Raw genomic sequence first — 18,774 nt, 5'->3', positions numbered from 1 at the left:
TATGTAAAAGTGGTTTTTTAGATTGCGGTTACAATAGCAACAAAATCATCAGCTTTTAAAGCTGCTCCACCAATAAGACCTCCGTCTACGTCTGGTTTTCCAAAGATTTCTTTAGCATTATCCGGTTTTACAGAACCTCCGTAAAGAATAGTTACATTTTCAGCAATTTCTTTTCCGTAAGCTTTAAGAACAGTTTCTCTGATAAATTCGTGCATTTCCTGTGCTTGTTCAGGTGAAGCAGTTTCACCTGTTCCAATAGCCCAAACTGGTTCGTAAGCTAAAACAACTTTATCCCATGATTTAGCATCGATTTGGAACAAACCATCTTTTAATTGGTTTTCAACAATGTTGAAATGTTGGTTAGACTGACGGTCTTTTAATTCTTCACCAAAACAGAAAATTACTGTCATATCATGTTTTAAAGCTGTATCTACTTTATCAGCAATTAAAGCGTCAGTTTCATGGAAAATAGCTCTACGCTCAGAGTGTCCAAGGATTACCGTATTTACACCAACTCCAGTTAACATATCAGCAGAGATTTCTCCTGTAAAAGCACCACTTTCAGTTTGGTGAACGTTTTGAGCAGCAACATTAATGTTAGATCCTTTTAATTGGTTTACTGCTGCAGCCAGGTTTACAAATGTAGGCGCAACAATTACTTGTGCTGTAGTATTTGCAGGTACTTTTGCAATTAATTCACTTAATAATTCGCTAGTTTGTACTGCATTTTTATGCATTTTCCAGTTTCCTGCTACAATCTTTTTTCTCATTTTTGATAGTGTTATATTTGAATTTTGTTTTTTGTTATTGTTTTTCTAATTGATTTAGAACAGTGTTAATTTGTTCGAAATCAGTTTCTATAGCGCGGTACAGAGCAATTTTTCCGGTCTTATCGATAATGATATATCTCGGAATCCAATCTACATCAATTGCTTTTGCAAAAACACCCTTCATTTGATCATTTGCCATATAATGCGAACCTTTTAATTGGTGTTTTTCTATTCCAGCTTTCCATTTATCAGCGGTTTTATCCATTGAAATGAAAACATAATTGGTATTAGGATGCGTCGCCTGTAATTCTTTCAATTTTGGCATCGCTTTTACACAATCGCCACACCAGGAAGCCCAAACTTCGATTACCATGTTTTTACCTTTGTTTTCATCTAAAATAGTTTTGAAAGCTACTTGTTTATCGTTAAGATCTAATAAAGTTTCCGATAAAGCTTCCTTCGAAAATGCTGTTTTTTGAGCATTCGATTTCGAACAAGAAATACTCGTTAAAATCACTAATAGTGCGAATATATTTTTCATTTTTTTCATTGTAACAAAGTTAAAATAAACAATTTGATTGCGGTTTTCCGTTTTTGTTTTTTTGAGAAAACTCAATTTAAATAACAAATACGTTTTTTTGAGTTATAAAAATACAAATGAAAACGTAATAGTAAGCTGAATTTTTTTTCGATTCGAAAGAAAAAACATTTTGAAAAAGCTATTTTGAGTATTTTTTAGTGTTTTTAAAGCATAAAAAAAGCTCATAAATGCTAAATTTAGTCTTTATGAGCTCTTGCTTTTATAATTTTAAATCGTCAATATCGTTGTAATGTACTTTTTGTATAACAGTTCCTTTTTCGAGAATTACAATACTAGGATTCGCTCTTTCTATTGTTTTTAAAGCAATGGCATCGCAGGTATAGAAATCAAATTTTAGATTGTATTTTTTCTGAGCTTTTTCAATTTCTTCCTGTGATGAATTAGTCATACCAACTACTTTATAACCTTTAGTCTGAGCGTTTTGGTTTAATTGCTGTAACTTTTTCATTCCATCTTCATCTGATTTTGTGAGATCATAAGTTACTATCATTAGTAATTTTGGCTCTAATAATAATTCATCTTTATAATCTGATCCGTCTTTCACCATTGTAAAATCATGAATAGGAGGAATGTAACCCTGACTAATTACTTTGTCTTTTCGATCAACAAATTCAGCTCCTTCGGGAAGATTCATTAAATCGTTTTCAGTGAATTCCTTGTTTACACCATTTACTTTATAAATAAAGACCATTTCGACTACTGATTTTGGTGCGCCTTCAGGAATTTCCATTCCTTTTTGGATATTGGTTCCTACTTTGTAAGGTCTAAAATCGATTATTGGTAAATGATTTAAAACGTGAACAGCCATAAAAATTGCAGCCGCAACTCCTAAAGCGGTAATTAAATTTTGTAAACCCTTGTTGAATAATGGTTTTACTAATTTTCGGTTTACAAATAAAATAAGGATAAAGAATAATAAAACTACATCTTTAGTGAATGATTCCCATGGCGTAAGATGTAATGCATCACCAAAACAGCCACAATCTTTTACCACATCAAAATAAGCAGAATAAAAAGTCAGGAATGTAAAAAATACAATCATTAGCAAAAGGCTCCAAATCGTAAATTTTGATTTGTAACCAATGAGTAGCATAATTCCTAAAAGTACTTCTAAAACCACTAAAAATAGCGCTAATGCTAAGCTAAACGGAACTAAAAAGGGTAAGTTAAAAACAGGTTCTCCAAAATATTCTGCTAATTTGTATGAGAAACCTACGGGGTCATTTAGCTTAATTAATCCTGAAATTATGAATAAAAATCCAACAAATAATCTTGAAAACTGAGTGAGTGTTTTTTTCATAAAGGCATTAATTTTTAGCAAATCCCATTAATATCAACGCAAAAACTGAGTAATTAATCATGTCCTGATAATTAGCATCAATACCTTCAGAAACGATTGTTTTGCCTTTATTGTCTTCAATTTGTTTTACACGAAGGAGTTTTTGCAAAATCAAATCGGTTAGCGAACTTACACGCATTTCGCGCCAAGCTTCACCATAATCATGATTTTTGGCTTCCATTAAATCTTTAGTCAGTTTTACTTTGGCATCATACAAAGCAGTTGCTTTTGCAGTATCTAAATCAGGTTGTTCCACCACACCTAATTCCAACTGAATCAAAGCCATAATCGAATAATTGATTATTCCTATAAATTCTCCAGATTCGTCTTCGTCTACTTTTCTAACATCATGTTCTTGTAAACTGCGGATTCTTTGTGCTTTGATAAAAATTTGATCGGTTAAAGAAGGTAATCGTAAAATGCGCCATGCGCTACCATAATCCTGCATTTTATTTACAAATAAGGTACGGCAAATTGCAATTACCTTATCGTATTCTTGAGAAGTATTCTTCATTATTGATGTATATTTGTCTAAAATTTTCTCAAAAATAGGGAAAAGGTTTCAACTTTAAAACAAAGATTAAAAAATGACTATTAACTGCAAAGGACAGCTGATTGATTTATCTCAACCGAAAGTTATGGGGATTTTGAATATAACTCCCAATTCTTTTTTTGACGGCGGAAGGTATTCGAGCGAAACTGACATTTTAGCTAAGGTTGAAAAAATGTTAGCCGAAGGAGCTACTTTTATTGATATTGGCGCTTATTCGAGTAAACCAAGCGCCGAATTTGTATCGGAAGAAGAGGAGTTAAATAGAATTGTTCCCATTGTGCAATTATTAGTCAAACATTTTCCTGAAATTTTAATTTCAATTGATACTTTTAGAAGCGAAGTTGCAAAAGCCTGTGTCGAAAACGGAGCCGCTATTATTAATGATATTTCAGCAGGAAATCTAGATGACAAAATGCTGGAAGTTATTGCGCAATACAATGTTCCTTATATTATGATGCACATGCGCGGAACGCCCGAAACAATGCAATCTATGACGGAATATGACGATTTGGTAAAAGAAGTTTTATTCTATTTTTCAGAAAAAATACGTCAGGCAAGAAGTTTAGGAATTAATGATTTAATTATTGATCCCGGTTTTGGTTTTGCTAAAACTATGGAACAAAATTATGAAGTAATGCAAAAACTGGAATTATTTCATAATTTAGAATTGCCTTTGCTGATTGGCATTTCGAGAAAATCGATGATTCATAAAACCTTAGCAATTACAGCCGATGAAGCTTTAAACGGAACTACTGTTTTAAATACCATTGCTTTGACAAAAGGAGCTCAAATTTTGAGAGTACACGATGTAAAAGAAGCGGTAGAATGTGTAAAATTGTATCAAAAAATGAATTTTTAAGGATGAAATATTTAAGTTTAATTGCAGTTTTGTTTTTAATTTCCTGTGGAAATAAAGAAGATATTTTATTGCCAAAATCAGATACCACGATTATTAGTGATGTTAAAGATCATTCACCGATTTATATTTTTTTCAGGACGGAAGGCAAAGATACTTTGGCAGAAGTAAACAGAAATAATAGTATCATTACAACCAATTGGATTTTAAATATAGACAAGCGTTTACCTTTAAAATTAGTTATTCCTGAGGTAATGAAATTGCAGGATAAAAAACGTAAGGAAAAAGCACATCAAAACGAAAATGCCGAAAATTATTATTCCTATGCCGATTCGGTGAAGGAAAATATGGCTTTTATTCCTTTTACAAAAGTGCATTACAGCATTGGAAAACCTAAAAGTAATGACTTTGTTATATCTTTTAAAAAAGCAAACAATTTGGTTTGGCTTAACGGAAGAGCGGTAAAGAAAGCCGATTTATTACAAGAATTTTTTAGCACTACATTTATAAATAAACCAAGAATTGTAATGCAGTTTGATAAAAATATGTCTTATGACGAATATATTCAGAACAAGGTTTTACTTCGAAAATTTGATTTGTATAGCGTAAATCCTATTTTACCTTTTGAATTTATTTACTAAAATTTACTGATGATGATACGGTTCGTTTCTTAAAATCGTAAATCCGCGATACAATTGTTCGATAAAAAATAAACGTACCATTTGGTGTGAAAAAGTCATTAACGAAAGCGAAATTTTCCCTTGCGCTTTGGCATAAACGGTATCCGAAAATCCGTAAGGTCCACCAATAACAAAAACCAAAGTTTTAATTCCGGAATTCATTTTCTTTTGTAATTCTTCCGAAAATCCTACACTGGAAAAGTTTTTCCCATTTTCGTCCAATAGAATTAATTGATCAGTCGAACTGATTTTAGACAGAATCAATTCGCCCTCTTTTTCTTTTTGCTGACTTTCGGATAAATTTTTTACATTCTTGATATCGGGAATAATTTCCAAATCAAATTTGATATAAAAAGACAAACGTTTAGTGTAATCGTCAATTAAAGTTTGAAGCGCTTTATTATCGGTTTTGCCTATAGCAAGGAGTTTAATGTTCATTTAAAAATGGTGATTTTCGAAGAGACAAAGATATTAAACTCACTTTAGATTTTTATACTTACTTCAATTTAGCTGTATAAGTGTACTTTTGTAAAAAGTATTTTTCATGGATTCATTTACTCAGGTTCTTTTAGGAATTGCTACCGCCGAATTATGTGCAGGCAAAAAGCTGCAGCGTAAAACCTTTTTGTACGGTGCGATTTTGGGAACATTACCAGATTTAGATGTTGTGGTTGCTCAGTTTATGAATCCGGTTGACGGAATAGCGATTCATCGGGGAATAAGTCATTCGGTGTTATTGTTTTTAGTACTGTCTCCATTTTTGGGCTGGTTAATTACTAAAATTGAGCGGGGTAAAATTAATTTTTCTTTGGCGACTAAGATGGTGTTTTGGTGTTTATTCACACATGTGCTTTTGGATATTTTAACCTCCTGGGGAACCCAAATTTTCTGGCCGCTACCAGACCGAGTTGCCTTAAAAACTATTTTTTTAATTGATCCTTTATACACCATTCCGTTGCTAATTTTTTTGATTTTAGCATGGAGAAAAAAAGATGATTTTCTCTCCCGAAAAAAATGGGTGCTTACTGGTATTTATTTGAGTTCGTTGTATTTGCTAATTACTTGTGGCTTAAAATTATATGCCTTACAGCAATTTGACAATGCACTTAAAACGCAAAATATTGCTTATGATGATTTAATTGTAAAACCAACAGCTTTCAATTGTATTTTATGGAATGCAAATGTTGCTGCTAAAGAAGCTTATTTTTTAGCTGATTATTCTTTCTTTGACACGGAATCAATCACATTTAAGAAGTATCCAAAAAATATTGAATTAGAACATCTGCTTCAGGGAAATACTGATTTTGAAAAATTAAAAGAGATAAGCGAAGGCTGGTTTATTGTTACTAAAAGTGAAAATCAGTTGTATTTTAATGATTTACGTTTTGGATTATTAACTTCGAATTCACAAAAAACGCAATTTGCTTTTAGTTATGTTTTTAAAGAAGAAAACGGAGTTTTAAAAGCGTATGAAGTTCCTAAACAAAAAAGAGACGGAATGGCGTTAGTGAAAAATATTTTTGAACGCCTGAAAGGAAATTAACGAATAAAACTCAGCTACTTCTGAGTTTTATTCGTTTTTAGATATTAAAATTTTAAGATTTTTTGCCTTCAATATTAGGTAAAAAGCCGGTTATGATTCCGATTAAAGGTAGAAAAGCACAAATAGAAAACACATAAGAAATGCTTGTTTCGTCTGCTAATTTTCCTAAAATTGCCGAACCCAAACCTGCGATTCCAAAGGCAAATCCAAAGAAAAGTCCGGCAACTAAACCTACTTTTCCAGGTAATAATTCAGTTGCGTAAACAAGAATTGCTGAAAAAGCAGATGAGATTACTAATCCGATAATTACTGATAAAATACCAACCCAGAATAAAGAAACATACGGCAATAAAAGGGTGAATGGAGCAACTCCTAAAATAGAAACCCAGATTACATATTTTCTTCCAAATCGGTCTCCAATAGGACCGCCTATTAAAGTTCCGGTTGCCACAGCTCCTAAGAATGTAAATAAATACAATTGAGATTGTTGAATAGTCACATGGAATTTATCAATAAGGAAAAAAGTATAATAACTCGTAATACTGGTCATGTAGAAATATTTCGAAAAAATTAGAATCAATAAAATTCCTAATGAAACTGTGACTCTTCTTTTAGATAAATTATGAACTATTGGATCTTTCGCCACTTTATTAGCATTCTTTAAAGCCAAATGATCTGTGTACCACAAAGCGATTTTGTACAAAACAAAAATCCCGATTAAAGCAATTAAACAAAACCAAACTACTGAACTTTGTCCTCGCGGAATTACAATTAACGCTACTAATAATGGACCAATCGCACTTCCGGCATTTCCGCCTAATTGAAAAATAGATTGTGCTAAACCTTTTTTTCCACCTGATGCTAAATGCGCTACTCTGGACGATTCCGGGTGAAAAATAGAGGAACCAATCCCAATTAAACTTACTGATAATAATAAATAAGTAAAGCTCGAAGCTATAGAAACCAAGAATAATCCAATTAAGGTAAAACTCATCCCAATCATTAAAGAATACGGTTTTGATTTTTTATCAGTGTACATCCCCACAAATGGTTGTAAAATTGAAGCTGTGATTTGGTAAGTAAATGTGATAATTCCAATTTGAGAAAAACTTAAACTAAAATTGTCTTTTAATAATGGATAAATTGATGGAATAACAGCTTGTAGAAGATCATTAATCAGGTGCGAAAAACTAATAATAAAAAGGATAGAGTAGGTCGTTCTTTGAATGATTTCCGGATGTGCTTTTGCGTTTTCCATGATTTCTTTTTTTAAATTTAATGTTCTTTAAAATTATTTTTACAAAGGTGCTAATAAATCATGTTGTCATAATTGCTATATTTGGACAATGAATAACGATAATCAGACATATCAAGTACACGATTATGGATTTCAAATCAATCCTGATTTACCTGTTGTGGGTTATGCCGATAAAGTGACTAATGCGGTTTGCTTGTCGCATGCACATCCCAGAGCACAATTAATTTATGCTACAAGCGGCGTGATGAATGTGGTGGTTAATAATCAAATTTGGGTTGTTAATCCGTTACAGGGATTGTGGATTCCCGGCGGAATGGAGCATCAGGTTTCGTTTCAAAAGGATGTGAATTTGTATAGCGTTTTTATTGATCCATCGTTTGCAGACGAATTGCCTAAGGATACTTTTTCTTTTGATATTTCGGTGTTTTTAAAACAATTACTTTTTAAGATTATTTCTTTCGAAAAGGATAATGCCATTTCTATTTCGCAAAGAAGAATTATGGATGTATTTTTAGACGAATTGGCTTTAATTGTGCCAAGTGCTACTTTTTTGCCTACTACAAATCATTTGCAATTAAAAAATGTTGTTAATCTTTTATTGAATGATGTTGCCAGTAAATATACCATCGATTATTATGCTGAAATTTCGTTTATGAGCAGCCGCACTTTATCTCGGTTATTTATTAAGGAATTAGGAATGAATTTTAGCGATTGGCGTATTCGATTAAAATTATTAGAAGCCATAAAAAGATTAGGCGAAAAACAGTCAATAAAAGAAATCGCTTTTGATTTAGGTTATGAAAACACCAGTGCTTTTATTTTTATGTTTAAAAAACATTTGGGAAAAACACCTTCAAATTATATTTTGGAAACTAATGATTAGTTATTTCGGATTATTGGTTGTGATGACAAAAACAATTAAAACTTCGTCAGTAGTATTAATTAGCGAATGAAAACCTTCGCCACTCATAGCGGTAATACTTCCTTTTTTGAGTGTCTTTTTTCGAATAATTCCGTCTTTTTTAGTCATTTCGCTATATTCGCCTTCACCGTGCATTACGATATAAAGTTCCTCTTCGTTTCGGGTTCCGTGCGTATGAAATCCGGCTTCGTCGCCTTTATTAAAGAAAACCATGTAAGCACCAATGCGGTTATTGGTCAATTCTCCTTGGGCAAACATTTGCAATAAGTAAACAATTCCGTTTCCGCCGTACATAGGATTGCGTTTGTCAACCTGAACAACGGTTCTTTCGGGTTTGTTAAACGGTGTAACACTCAAATCGATGTATTGCGATACTAATTCGATTATTCGGGCATTTTCAGCTGTTGTTTCAGACATTGTAATTGAATTTAGAAGCAAATTTGGGTCATTTTTTTCAAATGTAAAGCATAATTTTCTCAGAATTAGCTTCAGAATAATTTTAAGTGAAACAGAAACAAATTTTCTATTCCCCAAAATATGTCCTACTTTAGCAAGATATAAATTTCGATTAAAAAATGATTAGCGAAGCACAATTTCAAAACGAGTTACAATTATTAATTGCTAATGCCATCAGGGAAGATGTAGGAGATGGCGATCACAGTTCATTAGCCTGTATTCCGGCAACAGCACAAGGAAAAGCAAAACTTTTAGTAAAAGATGACGGAATTATTGCAGGTGTCGAATTTGCAAAAATGATTTTCAATTATGTTGATGCTGATTTAAAAGTAGAAACTTTTATAGAAGACGGAACTCCGGTAAAATTTGGAGATGTTGTTTTTCATGTTTCGGGAAGTTCGCAGTCTATTTTAAAAGCAGAACGTATGGTTTTGAATTCGATGCAGCGTATGTCGGCGATTGCGACTAAAACGAATAGTTATGTACAATTGCTCGAAGGAACCAATACTAAAATTTTAGATACCCGTAAAACGACTCCGGGTTTTCGTGTTGCCGAAAAATGGGCAGTGAAAATAGGAGGAGGAGAAAATCATCGTTTTGCCTTGTACGATATGGTAATGCTTAAGGATAATCATATTGATTTTGCCGGCGGAATCGGTTTGGCTATTGCCAAAACAAAAGAATATCTGCAAGAAACGAATCGTGATTTAAAGATTATTGTAGAAGCCAGAGATCTTGATGAAGTAAAAGAAATTGTAGCAGCAGGTGGTGTTTTTAGAATTTTGCTGGACAATTTTGATTACGAAATGACGAAAGAAGCAGTAGCTTTTATTGGTAATTCGAGCACAACAGAATCTTCAGGAAATATCAACGAAGATACTATTCGTCATTATGCTGAATGTGGTGTAAATTATATTTCATCGGGTGCTTTGACGCATTCTATTTATAATATGGATTTGAGTTTAAAGGCGATTGAATAAATTGCTTTCTAAAGAAAAAATGAATGTCAGCAGAAGTAGAAAAAAAGCTTAAAAAAATACCAGTATTACGGAATTTTGTTAGTTGGTCCAAAAGCATAAAATTAAAATGGCTTAGTGGATTGCCTCTGTATGATTTGTTCGAATTGTATATTATAGGAATTGCCGAAGGCGCTTTGTCTAACCGAGCGGGAGCTATTGCTTTTAGTTTTTTTATGGCTTTGTTTCCATTTGCACTGTTTATTTTAAACCTTATTCCGTACATTCCAATTGAAGGTTTTCAGGAAGATTTTATGACTTTTGTGGCTGATGGTGTTCCACCTAATACTTTTGATGCCATTAAAAATATCATCAATGATATTCTTCATAATAGTCATTCGAGTTTACTGTCTTCGGGATTTTTATTGTCTATATTTTTAATGGCAAACGGACTGAATGCTATTTTAGGTGGTTTTGAAAATTCGAAACATGTTCTGGTCAAAAGAGGTTTTTTTCATCAGTATCTGGTAGCGATTGGATTGTCATTATTTATGGCTTTTTTACTGATTTTTACTGTAGCAATTATCGTTGTCTTTGAGGTTTTTATTCAAAAACTGAATGCACGCGACTTTTTTAATGATCAGATTCCGTTTATGGTTTTAGCACGTTATGGCTTTTTAATTTTGATGATCTTAATCACAACATCGGTGCTGTTTAAATTTGGTACAAAAAATCAGGAAACCCGTTCGTTTATTTCGATAGGTTCAGTATTTACTACTATTTTAACCATTGTTAGTTCCTATTTTTTTGGAGTTTGGGTTATCCAATTTTCAAAATACAATGAATTGTACGGTTCTATAGGAACTTTGCTAATTGTAATGTTTTATATCTGGCTTAACTGTATGATTTTATTAATGGGATTTGAGCTTAATGAAGTAATTAATAAGGCAAGAAAACGAGAAATTATCAGCGAATAAATAGGTTATAAATCAATTTAGTATTAAAGAATAAGTAGTATACATGTATTTTGTTGAAGTAATTTTACCATTGGCTCTTGCCAAAACCTTTACTTATAGTGTTTCAGAAGCTGAATACCACTATATTCAAAAAGGAATGCGACTTGCGGTTCTTTTTGGTAAAAGTAAAATTTACACTGCGCTGGCAATTGATTTGCACCAAAACAAACCTACATTATATGAAGCAAAGGAAATTCATCAAATTTTAGATGAAAAACCTATAGTTACCGAAAATCAAATTAAACACTGGCAATGGATTGCATCTTATTATATGTGTGCTATTGGCGATGTGTATCGTGGCGCTTTGCCAAGTGCTTTGTTGTTAGAAAACGAAACATTGATTACACAAAAAGTGGATGTTTTTGTAGATGAAAGTGAGCTTACTGATGATGAGTTTTTGATTTATCAGGCTTTACAACAACAGTCTTCTTTAAAAGTGCAGGATATTATCAAGATTTTGAATAAAAAAAGCGTTTTCCCTGTTATTCAAAAATTAATTGATAAAAATATATTGGTCTTGCAGGAAGAAATGCAGGAAACCTATAAGCCTAAATTAGTACGATACATTCGGCTGCATTCTAAATATGAATCGGCAGAAGGTTTGAATGAGTTGCTGGCTATTTTAAAAAATGCAGCTAAACAAAAAGAAATCGTTTTAACTTATTTTCAGTTAAGTGCCAGCGAAAAAAAGAAACCAATTTCGGTAAAGAAATTAGTCGAAGTTTCGAATGTTACTTCGGCGGTGGTAAAAACTTTAGTGGATAAAGAAATTTTCGAAGAGTATTTGTTGCAGGAAGATCGGGTGAATTTTTCGGGCGAAACTAATAAGCATCAGTTAGAATTAAGTGAAGCGCAGCAAAAAGCTTTTGATGAAATTCAAATTAGTTTTCAAGAGAAAGAAGTTTGTCTTTTGCACGGCGTTACTTCGAGTGGAAAAACCGAAATCTACATCAAACTTATTGAAGATTACTTAAAAACAGGAAAACAAGTTTTGTATTTATTGCCTGAAATTGCTTTGACAACGCAATTGGTTACGAGATTACAGGCGCATTTTGGTAATAAAGTTGCTGTTTTTCATTCGAAATATAATAATAATGAACGTGTAGAAGTTTGGAATCAGGTGCTGCAAAATTCAGAGAAAGCGCAAATAGTAATAGGAGCGAGGTCGGCTTTGTTTTTACCGTTTTCCAATTTAGGTTTTATCATTGTTGACGAAGAGCATGAGCAAACTTTTAAGCAGGTAGATCCGGCACCAAGATATCATGCGCGTGATGCTTCAATTGTTTTGGCTAGTTTTTTTCAGGCAAAAGTTTTGTTGGGTTCGGCTACGCCAAGTTTAGAATCTTATTATAATGCTACAACTGCCAAATATGGTTTGGTTGAAATTAAAGCACGTTACGGAAACGTAAAAATGCCTGAAATTGTCCTGGTCGATTTGAAAGACAAATATTTCCGAAAAAGGATGACCGGACATTTTAGTGATGTTTTGGTTGACGAAATTACCACAGCTTTGTCATTAGGAGAACAGGTAATTTTGTTTCAAAACAGAAGAGGTTACTCGCCATTATTAGAATGTATGACTTGCGGTCATGTGCCACAATGCCAGCAATGTGATGTGAGTTTGACGTATCACAAGCATAAAAATCAGTTGCGATGTCATTATTGCGGATATTCAATTGCAAAACCTACTAATTGTCATAGTTGTTCCAGTATTGATTTGTTGACCAAAGGTTTTGGAACAGAACAAATTCAGCAGGAATTAGTACAATTATTTCCCGAAGCAAAAATTGGTCGAATGGATCAGGATACCACGCGTGGGAAATTTGGTTTCGAAAAAATTATAGATAGTTTCAAAAATCGGGAAATCGATATAATGGTAGGAACACAAATGCTAGCCAAAGGACTGGATTTTGATAATGTGAGTCTGGTAGGAATCATGAATGCCGATAATATGCTGTATCATCCTGATTTTAGAGCTTTCGAAAGAAGTTTTCAAACCATGACCCAGGTAGCTGGACGTTCGGGACGATCAGAAAAACAAGGAAAAGTAATTATTCAAACCTATAACCCGGATCATAATACCATTCAGCAAGTAACTAATAATGATTATGCAGGAATGTATAAAGAACAACTGTATGATCGCCAGATTTATAAATACCCTCCTTACTTTAGAATTATAAAACTGACGTTAAAGCATCGTGATTTTGAAAAGCTTAAAGAAGGTTCTTTGTGGCTGTATCAGGTTTTGAGTCAGCATTTAGGTGTTCCGGTTCTTGGTCCGGAAGAGCCTGCGATTAACAGAATCAGAAATGAGTACATTAGAACTATAATGATTAAGAATCCGCAAAATGTGTCTATTATGGGTACAAAAAAAACTATCCAAAAAATATTGAATAGTTTTGATAATGTGGTGCAGTATAGAACGATAAAAGTTGCTCTAAATGTCGATTTTTATTAATTGTTAAGCGTAAGATAAGGCTTTGATTAAGTCTTCTTTTTTGTTTCTGCTCAAAGGGATTTTAGTAGTACCAATTTCAGCAAATTTGCTATTGAAACGTTCTACCTTATCTATATTAATAATATAGGACTTGTGTACACGTACAAATTTCTTTTTCGATAAATCGTTTTCAAAAGATTTCATTGTAGAAAGTACCAGATTGCTGTCGTCTTCAGTCACTACTCTTACATAGTCTCCAAAGGCTTCAATCCATTTGATTTTTGAAGTATACACTTTTAATTTTTTCAAATTACTTTTGATAAAAATGTGTTCTCCTTCTTCTTCTTTGGTGTCTTGTCTTAATAAATGTAAATCAATAGCTCTTTTTACTGATGCACTAAAACGATCTACAGCTATAGGTTTTTGCAGATAATCAGTGGCATCATAATCAAAAGCTTTTAAGGCATATTCGGCTTTAGAAGTAATGAATATAATTTGAGGTTTTGTCTTTAATCCGTCAAGGAAGTCAAAACCGCTAATCACTGGCATTTCAATATCAAGGAATATTAAATCTACGGTATTGACAGACATGCAACTTTTTGCTTCAATTGCATTGGAAAAATCACCTATTAAATGTAGATTAGGGTGATTATTTACTAACTTTGCGATGATCATTCGTTGTATCGAACTATCATCTACTACGACACAATTAAGTTTCATAATTTTGGAATTTTAAGATTTGGCTAAGTAAAAGTATTGTAAATTATTTATAAACCCTAATGTTTATCGGTTTTTTTAGTATTACAACGAATAAAGTTTGTTTTTGTTTTTTTATTCGGATAAAAAGATTACTTTTGCAGCCAATTTAACAAATAAATATTATTGTTTATGAATCATTATGAAACTGTTTTCATTTTAAATCCCGTTTTATCTGACGTTCAGGTAAAGGAAACAGTAAGCAAATTTGAAGATTTTCTTACTAGTAGAGGAGCAGAGATCGTAGCTAAAGAAGACTGGGGTCTTAAAAAAATGGCTTACGAAATCCAAAACAAAAAATCTGGTTTTTACCACTTGTTCGAATTTAAAGTATCAGGAGAAGTTTTACTTGCTTTTGAAACTGAATTCAGACGTGACGAAAGAGTTATGCGTTTCTTAACTGTAAGTCTTGACAAACATGCTATCTCTTGGGCTGAAAGAAGAAGAGCAAAACTTAAATCTCAAAAAGCTTAATTATCATGGCAACATTACAACAATCTGCTTCAGGAAAAAAAGACGGAGATATCAGATATCTTACTCCTTTAAATATCGAAACTAACAAAACTAAAAAGTATTGTCGTTTCAAAAAATCAGGGATCAAATACATCGATTATAAAGATGCTGATTTCTTATTGAAATTTGTTAACGAGCAAGGAAAAATTCTTCCTCGTCGTTTAACAGGTACTTCATTGAAATACCAAAGAAAAGTGTCTGTAGCTGTAAAAAGAGCTCGTCACTTAGCTTTAATGCCATACGTGGCCGATTTATTAAAATAATTAAAAAAACTCTAGTCGCTGGTTTCTGCTAAAACAGAACCTAACTTCTATAACAAAAGGACAACAACATGGAATTGATTTTAAAAAAAGACGTTCAAAATTTAGGTTTTAAAGACGATGTAGTAACTGTAAAAAACGGATACGGTCGTAATTACTTAATCCCACAAGGATTTGCTCAATTAGCTACTTCTTCTGCAAAGAAAGTATTAGCTGAAAACTTAAAGCAAAGAGCGCACAAAGAGGCTAAAGTTGTTGCAGATGCAAAAGCATTAGCAGAAACTTTAAAAGGTCTTGAAATTAAAATCTCTGCAAAAGCAGGTGGTGAAAAATTATTTGGTTCAATCACAAATATTGATATCGTTGAAGCTTTAGAAAAAGCGGGTCAATCAATCGATAGAAAATTTATCACTTCTGGAATCGTTAAACGTACTGGAAAATATTCAGCTACTGTAAGATTGCACAGAGATGTTATAGTTGATTTACCATACGAAATCGTTGCTGAAAAAGCATAATTTCAAAAAACTATAAATTTTAGAATCCCGATGAAAATCGGGATTTTTTTTTTAATCTGAATTTAGTTCAGATTCTTTTTTAATTAGGTACATCTTAAATAAATTCAGTGTAATGAAATATACAAGATTAACAAAAGAACAGTTTGAAGAATTGCATCCGGAATTTACTAACTTTCTGGCAACGCAATCTATTGATAAAGCAGAATGGGATAAAATTAAAGTAGAAAAACCGGAAGTTGCCGAACAGGAATTAGATGTTTTTTCTGATTTGATCTGGGAAGGTGTTTTGTCTAAGGCTGAATATTTAGAACATTTTTCAAAAAATCATATTTTCCTTTTTCAGGTATTTGATGCTCATGTAGAATCGATTGTTTTGAAATCATTAGTAGCTGATGTTGATTTTTTGACTAAAGAAGGATTACAATGGTTGAGTGATAATATGTTTACAGATACTATCGAAATGAAAACCGGAAAAAAGGTATTTACCGAAGAAAAAAATACCTCTGTTTTTCAGTTGATTCAGCAAGGTGCTTTTTTAAGCGACGGGCAATTATTTAAACAAATAAATTCGATTATAGCATCGTAATTTTTAATGATATTTCTTTTTAATTGGTTATTTTAGTAGGCTGTTTACAGAAACTAAAATGACCAATTTTTTATATATGGATGTTCTAAATACGATTCAAAATTTAAGAGAAGAACTCAATCTTCATAATTATAATTACTATGTGTTGGATAATGCTACCATATCTGATTATGAGTTTGATGTGAAATTAAAACAGCTTCAGGATTTAGAAAATGCTAATCCGGAATTTTTTGACGCTAACTCTCCAACACAAAGAGTAGGTGGAGCGGTTACTAAAAATTTTCAAACAGTAGCGCATACACATCGTATGTATTCTTTAGATAATTCTTATTCTAAAGAAGATTTGCTGGATTGGGAAAATCGTATTCAAAAAGTTTTAGGTAATGTTGATTTGCAATATACCTGCGAATTAAAATATGATGGAGCATCAATTAGTATTACCTATGAAAAAGGAAAATTAGTTCGCGCGGTCACTCGTGGTGATGGTTTTCAGGGAGATGATGTGACTACTAATGTTAAAACAATTCGTTCTATTCCTCTACATTTGAAAGGAGATAATTATCCTGAAAAATTTGATATTCGTGGAGAAATCATTTTGCCGTTTGCCGGTTTCGAAAAAATGAATCAGGAATTGATTGAAATAGGAGAAACGCCTTATTCTAATCCTAGAAATACGGCTTCGGGAAGTTTGAAATTACAGGATAGTGCTCTTGTTGCTAAACGACCTTTAGAATGCTTACTGTATTTTGTTACTGGAGAAAAATTACCTTTTACCTCTCAATTTGATGGTTTAATTGCTGCCAGAAATTGGGGTTTTAAAGTGCCAAATGAGGCAAAAGTTGCTAATAATTTACAAGAGGTTTTTGATTTCATAGATTTTTGGGATACACATCGTCATGATTTACCTTATGAAACCGATGGTGTTGTGGTAAAAGTGAATAATTTACATTACCAAGAAGAGTTAGGATATACGGCTAAATCACCACGTTGGGCAATGGCCTATAAGTTCAAGTCGGAGCAGGTTGCTACTGAGTTAGAATCTATTACTTATCAGGTAGGAAGAACTGGTTCTATAACTCCGGTGGCTAATTTAAAAGCAGTTCAGCTGGCGGGAACGATTGTAAAACGTGCTTCATTACATAATGCTGATCAGATTAAAAAATTAGATATTCGTGTTGGAGATACTGTTTTTGTTGAGAAAGGCGGCGAAATTATTCCTAAGATTATTGCGGTTGATTTAACAAAACGTCCTGAAAATTCTGTCCCAACGGAATATATTACGCATTGTCCTGAATGTCAAACGGAATTGATTCGAAATGAAGGCGAAGCCAATCATTATTGTCCTAATTTTTATGGCTGTCCTCCGCAGATTATTGGAAGAATTCAGCATTATATTTCGCGTAAAGCAATGGATATTGAAGGTTTAGGCGGAGAAACCGTAGCTTTACTTTATAATAACGGATTAGTTCATAATTATGCTGATTTGTATGAACTGAAAGTTGAAGATATCTTGCCTTTAGAACGAATGGCGCAAAAATCAGCGGAGAATTTGGTTAATGGTGTTGGAAATTCGAAAAAGATTCCTTTCGAAAGTGTATTGTTTGCACTTGGAATCCGATTTGTTGGAGAAACTGTGGCTAAAAAATTGGCGAAGCATTATAAAAATATTGATGCTTTGAGTCAGGCTAGTTTGATGGATTTGGTTTTAGTGGATGAAATTGGAGAACGAATTGCCAAAAGTGTAATTGATTTTTTCGAAAATGCCGAAAATAGAATTATTATTGAACGATTAAAGCAATATGGAGTTCAATTTGAAGTTATTGAAAAAGTAAACCTGAATGCGACAACAATATTGTCAGGAAAAACTTTTGTAGTTTCTGGTGTTTTTACACAATTTTCACGTGATGAATTAAAAAAAGCAATTGAAGATAATGGTGGAAAAGTAGGAAGTTCGATATCGGCTAAAACAGATTATGTAGTTGCCGGTGATAATATGGGACCAGCTAAACTTGAAAAAGCAAGTAAATTGAATATTCCTATTATTTCTGAAATTGATTTTATGGCTATGTTAAATCCAAATTAAGTTTTGTTTATTTGCTTCTATAATTTTTGCTTAAAAATAAGTGTTAAGAATTTAACAAAAAGTTTCAAATCATCGTTATACTTTTTTAGATTTGCCAGCTTTAGTGTGACTTAATTAATTAATTTTGTTTGTTTATAAGGATAACTTATGTTTTTAAATTACTTAAAAGGATTTTGGGTAAAGAAAATGCTAAAAAACAGCTTACTTAATGTAAAGAGTGGTTCGTTAGATGGTATTGTAAAAACAATTGGGATTGTTGTAGACGAAAGTCATTTTGCTGCTACTCAGTTATTAATTAATGAGTTTATAGCAAATGGAATTGCAAAAGAAGACATTGAGTTGTTAATTTATAAGAGCAAATCAAGCTTAGATTCTGGACTAAAAGTGATAAAATTAGAGTCGGGTCATTTGAACTGGAAAGCTCAAATTACAAATGAAGAAGTAAATAATTTTATTGCTAAAGATTTCAATTTATTGGTAAACTATTATGATATAGAAAAAGCAATTTTGCTTACAGTTACTAATGAGTCTAAGGCAAAGTTTAAGGTTGGTTTTTCAACAATAAACAAACGCTTAAATAATTTGATAATTACTACTGGTTTAGAAAACCATGCGGTATTTGTTGAAGAATTATTTAAATATTTAAAAATATTAAACAAAATATAAACTAAAAA

21 protein-coding genes are annotated in these 18,774 nt (G+C 32.4%); 13 read left to right on the top strand and 8 right to left on the bottom strand.

Going from position 1 to position 18,774, the window contains the following annotated elements; translation table 11 throughout:
• Window positions 1-17 precede the first annotated feature (17 nt).
• The 4 genes from tpiA to FEM21_RS02225 form a co-directional block, all read right to left on the bottom strand.
• Entirely contained in the window at window positions 18-770 is a 753-nt protein-coding gene (gene tpiA, locus FEM21_RS02240) for a triose-phosphate isomerase (protein WP_035657277.1), read from the bottom strand.
• Between the two features lie 34 nt (window positions 771-804).
• Window positions 805-1,311 carry a TlpA family protein disulfide reductase gene (locus tag FEM21_RS02235; protein WP_035657419.1) on the bottom strand — a complete coding sequence of 169 codons (507 nt, stop codon included), beginning with the start codon at window positions 1,309-1,311 and terminating at the stop codon, window positions 805-807.
• A 259-nt stretch (window positions 1,312-1,570) separates the two neighbouring features.
• Entirely contained in the window at window positions 1,571-2,671 is a 1,101-nt protein-coding gene (locus FEM21_RS02230; protein ID WP_035657418.1) for a BT_3928 family protein, read from the bottom strand.
• Between the two features lie 7 nt (window positions 2,672-2,678).
• Window positions 2,679-3,224 (bottom strand): DUF1599 domain-containing protein, encoded by a 546-nt coding sequence (locus tag FEM21_RS02225; protein ID WP_035657274.1) that lies wholly within the window; start codon window positions 3,222-3,224, stop codon window positions 2,679-2,681.
• A gap of 73 nt (window positions 3,225-3,297) precedes the next feature.
• On the opposite strand from FEM21_RS02225, the gene folP reads away from it, so the two are divergent.
• Entirely contained in the window at window positions 3,298-4,122 is an 825-nt protein-coding gene (gene folP / locus FEM21_RS02220; RefSeq protein WP_035657271.1) for a dihydropteroate synthase, read from the top strand.
• Between the two features lie 2 nt (window positions 4,123-4,124).
• Entirely contained in the window at window positions 4,125-4,760 is a 636-nt protein-coding gene (locus tag FEM21_RS02215) for a hypothetical protein (RefSeq protein WP_035657415.1), read from the top strand.
• A gap of 3 nt (window positions 4,761-4,763) precedes the next feature.
• On the opposite strand, the gene rlmH is transcribed toward FEM21_RS02215, so the two are convergent.
• Complete coding sequence (gene rlmH / locus FEM21_RS02210; protein ID WP_035657268.1) at window positions 4,764-5,237, bottom strand: 23S rRNA (pseudouridine(1915)-N(3))-methyltransferase RlmH; 474 nt, start codon at window positions 5,235-5,237, stop codon at window positions 4,764-4,766.
• Window positions 5,238-5,343: 106 nt separating this feature from the next.
• On the opposite strand from rlmH, the gene FEM21_RS02205 reads away from it, so the two are divergent.
• The gene (locus FEM21_RS02205; protein ID WP_035657266.1) at window positions 5,344-6,342 is read left to right on the top strand and encodes a metal-dependent hydrolase; all 999 of its coding nucleotides are present in this window, start codon (window positions 5,344-5,346) and stop codon (window positions 6,340-6,342) included.
• Between the two features lie 52 nt (window positions 6,343-6,394).
• On the opposite strand, the gene FEM21_RS02200 is transcribed toward FEM21_RS02205, so the two are convergent.
• Entirely contained in the window at window positions 6,395-7,600 is a 1,206-nt protein-coding gene (locus FEM21_RS02200) for an MFS transporter (protein WP_035657264.1), read from the bottom strand.
• An 88-nt stretch (window positions 7,601-7,688) separates the two neighbouring features.
• On the opposite strand from FEM21_RS02200, the gene FEM21_RS02195 reads away from it, so the two are divergent.
• Window positions 7,689-8,483, top strand: coding sequence for an AraC family transcriptional regulator (locus tag FEM21_RS02195; RefSeq protein ID WP_035657261.1), 795 nt, complete (start codon window positions 7,689-7,691; stop codon window positions 8,481-8,483).
• On the opposite strand, the gene FEM21_RS02190 is transcribed toward FEM21_RS02195, so the two are convergent.
• Complete coding sequence (locus FEM21_RS02190) at window positions 8,484-8,939, bottom strand: cupin domain-containing protein (RefSeq protein WP_035657260.1); 456 nt, start codon at window positions 8,937-8,939, stop codon at window positions 8,484-8,486.
• 158 nt (window positions 8,940-9,097) lie between these two features.
• Here FEM21_RS02190 and nadC point away from each other — a divergent pair, with 158 nt between their 5' ends.
• From nadC to priA, 3 genes are read left to right on the top strand one after another with little or no spacing between them, the layout of a single operon-like run.
• A complete protein-coding gene (gene nadC, locus FEM21_RS02185; protein WP_035657257.1) occupies window positions 9,098-9,958 on the top strand; it encodes a carboxylating nicotinate-nucleotide diphosphorylase in 861 nt (286 codons plus the stop codon).
• 23 nt (window positions 9,959-9,981) lie between these two features.
• Window positions 9,982-10,911, top strand: coding sequence for a YihY/virulence factor BrkB family protein (locus FEM21_RS02180; protein ID WP_035657255.1), 930 nt, complete (start codon window positions 9,982-9,984; stop codon window positions 10,909-10,911).
• Between the two features lie 43 nt (window positions 10,912-10,954).
• Window positions 10,955-13,408 carry a replication restart helicase PriA gene (gene priA, locus FEM21_RS02175; RefSeq protein ID WP_035657253.1) on the top strand — a complete coding sequence of 818 codons (2,454 nt, stop codon included), beginning with the start codon at window positions 10,955-10,957 and terminating at the stop codon, window positions 13,406-13,408.
• Window positions 13,409-13,411: 3 nt separating this feature from the next.
• Here priA and FEM21_RS02170 read toward each other — a convergent pair whose 3' ends face one another.
• The gene (locus FEM21_RS02170; RefSeq protein WP_035657250.1) at window positions 13,412-14,107 is read right to left on the bottom strand and encodes a LytR/AlgR family response regulator transcription factor; all 696 of its coding nucleotides are present in this window, start codon (window positions 14,105-14,107) and stop codon (window positions 13,412-13,414) included.
• Window positions 14,108-14,275: 168 nt separating this feature from the next.
• On the opposite strand from FEM21_RS02170, the gene rpsF reads away from it, so the two are divergent.
• The 6 genes from rpsF (at window position 14,276) to FEM21_RS02140 (ending at window position 18,766) form a co-directional block, all read left to right on the top strand.
• Window positions 14,276-14,617, top strand: a complete 342-nt coding sequence (gene rpsF, locus FEM21_RS02165) for a 30S ribosomal protein S6 (protein WP_035657247.1) — start codon at window positions 14,276-14,278, stop codon at window positions 14,615-14,617.
• A 5-nt stretch (window positions 14,618-14,622) separates the two neighbouring features.
• Window positions 14,623-14,919, top strand: coding sequence for a 30S ribosomal protein S18 (gene rpsR, locus FEM21_RS02160; RefSeq protein WP_007138295.1), 297 nt, complete (start codon window positions 14,623-14,625; stop codon window positions 14,917-14,919).
• 68 nt (window positions 14,920-14,987) lie between these two features.
• Window positions 14,988-15,431: a 50S ribosomal protein L9 gene (gene rplI, locus FEM21_RS02155; protein WP_035657245.1), complete on the top strand. Its 444-nt coding sequence runs from the start codon at window positions 14,988-14,990 to the stop codon at window positions 15,429-15,431.
• A gap of 112 nt (window positions 15,432-15,543) precedes the next feature.
• Window positions 15,544-16,017 carry a DUF6495 family protein gene (locus FEM21_RS02150; RefSeq protein WP_035657241.1) on the top strand — a complete coding sequence of 158 codons (474 nt, stop codon included), beginning with the start codon at window positions 15,544-15,546 and terminating at the stop codon, window positions 16,015-16,017.
• Window positions 16,018-16,093: 76 nt separating this feature from the next.
• Entirely contained in the window at window positions 16,094-18,100 is a 2,007-nt protein-coding gene (gene ligA, locus FEM21_RS02145; protein WP_035657239.1) for an NAD-dependent DNA ligase LigA, read from the top strand.
• A gap of 147 nt (window positions 18,101-18,247) precedes the next feature.
• Complete coding sequence (locus tag FEM21_RS02140; RefSeq protein WP_035657237.1) at window positions 18,248-18,766, top strand: DUF6913 domain-containing protein; 519 nt, start codon at window positions 18,248-18,250, stop codon at window positions 18,764-18,766.
• Window positions 18,767-18,774: the final 8 nt, after the last annotated feature.

Source organism: Flavobacterium seoulense (assembly GCF_000695795.1).
In the GTDB taxonomy this organism is placed as follows: domain Bacteria; phylum Bacteroidota; class Bacteroidia; order Flavobacteriales; family Flavobacteriaceae; genus Flavobacterium; species Flavobacterium seoulense.
Note: the sequence above shows the minus strand (reverse complement) of the source record. Positions and strands in the feature narration are given on the sequence as shown.

What these genes read in the sequence shown, in the direction of transcription:
- ligA (WP_035657239.1), top strand. Translation starts at nt 16,094, where the DNA reads ATGGATGTTCTAAATACGATTCAAAATTTAAGAGAAGAACTCAATCTT.
- FEM21_RS02150 (WP_035657241.1), top strand. Translation starts at nt 15,544, where the DNA reads ATGAAATATACAAGATTAACAAAAGAACAGTTTGAAGAATTGCATCCG.
- FEM21_RS02195 (WP_035657261.1), top strand. Translation starts at nt 7,689, where the DNA reads ATGAATAACGATAATCAGACATATCAAGTACACGATTATGGATTTCAA.
- rlmH (WP_035657268.1), bottom strand. Translation starts at nt 5,237, where the DNA reads ATGAACATTAAACTCCTTGCTATAGGCAAAACCGATAATAAAGCGCTT.
- FEM21_RS02225 (WP_035657274.1), bottom strand. Translation starts at nt 3,224, where the DNA reads ATGAAGAATACTTCTCAAGAATACGATAAGGTAATTGCAATTTGCCGT.
- rpsR (WP_007138295.1), top strand. Translation starts at nt 14,623, where the DNA reads ATGGCAACATTACAACAATCTGCTTCAGGAAAAAAAGACGGAGATATC.
- priA (WP_035657253.1), top strand. Translation starts at nt 10,955, where the DNA reads ATGTATTTTGTTGAAGTAATTTTACCATTGGCTCTTGCCAAAACCTTT.
- rplI (WP_035657245.1), top strand. Translation starts at nt 14,988, where the DNA reads ATGGAATTGATTTTAAAAAAAGACGTTCAAAATTTAGGTTTTAAAGAC.
- FEM21_RS02205 (WP_035657266.1), top strand. Translation starts at nt 5,344, where the DNA reads ATGGATTCATTTACTCAGGTTCTTTTAGGAATTGCTACCGCCGAATTA.
- FEM21_RS02170 (WP_035657250.1), bottom strand. Translation starts at nt 14,107, where the DNA reads ATGAAACTTAATTGTGTCGTAGTAGATGATAGTTCGATACAACGAATG.
- folP (WP_035657271.1), top strand. Translation starts at nt 3,298, where the DNA reads ATGACTATTAACTGCAAAGGACAGCTGATTGATTTATCTCAACCGAAA.
- FEM21_RS02140 (WP_035657237.1), top strand. Translation starts at nt 18,248, where the DNA reads ATGTTTTTAAATTACTTAAAAGGATTTTGGGTAAAGAAAATGCTAAAA.
- FEM21_RS02180 (WP_035657255.1), top strand. Translation starts at nt 9,982, where the DNA reads ATGTCAGCAGAAGTAGAAAAAAAGCTTAAAAAAATACCAGTATTACGG.
- FEM21_RS02200 (WP_035657264.1), bottom strand. Translation starts at nt 7,600, where the DNA reads ATGGAAAACGCAAAAGCACATCCGGAAATCATTCAAAGAACGACCTAC.
- FEM21_RS02190 (WP_035657260.1), bottom strand. Translation starts at nt 8,939, where the DNA reads ATGTCTGAAACAACAGCTGAAAATGCCCGAATAATCGAATTAGTATCG.
- FEM21_RS02230 (WP_035657418.1), bottom strand. Translation starts at nt 2,671, where the DNA reads ATGAAAAAAACACTCACTCAGTTTTCAAGATTATTTGTTGGATTTTTA.
- FEM21_RS02235 (WP_035657419.1), bottom strand. Translation starts at nt 1,311, where the DNA reads ATGAAAAATATATTCGCACTATTAGTGATTTTAACGAGTATTTCTTGT.
- tpiA (WP_035657277.1), bottom strand. Translation starts at nt 770, where the DNA reads ATGAGAAAAAAGATTGTAGCAGGAAACTGGAAAATGCATAAAAATGCA.
- rpsF (WP_035657247.1), top strand. Translation starts at nt 14,276, where the DNA reads ATGAATCATTATGAAACTGTTTTCATTTTAAATCCCGTTTTATCTGAC.
- nadC (WP_035657257.1), top strand. Translation starts at nt 9,098, where the DNA reads ATGATTAGCGAAGCACAATTTCAAAACGAGTTACAATTATTAATTGCT.
- FEM21_RS02215 (WP_035657415.1), top strand. Translation starts at nt 4,125, where the DNA reads ATGAAATATTTAAGTTTAATTGCAGTTTTGTTTTTAATTTCCTGTGGA.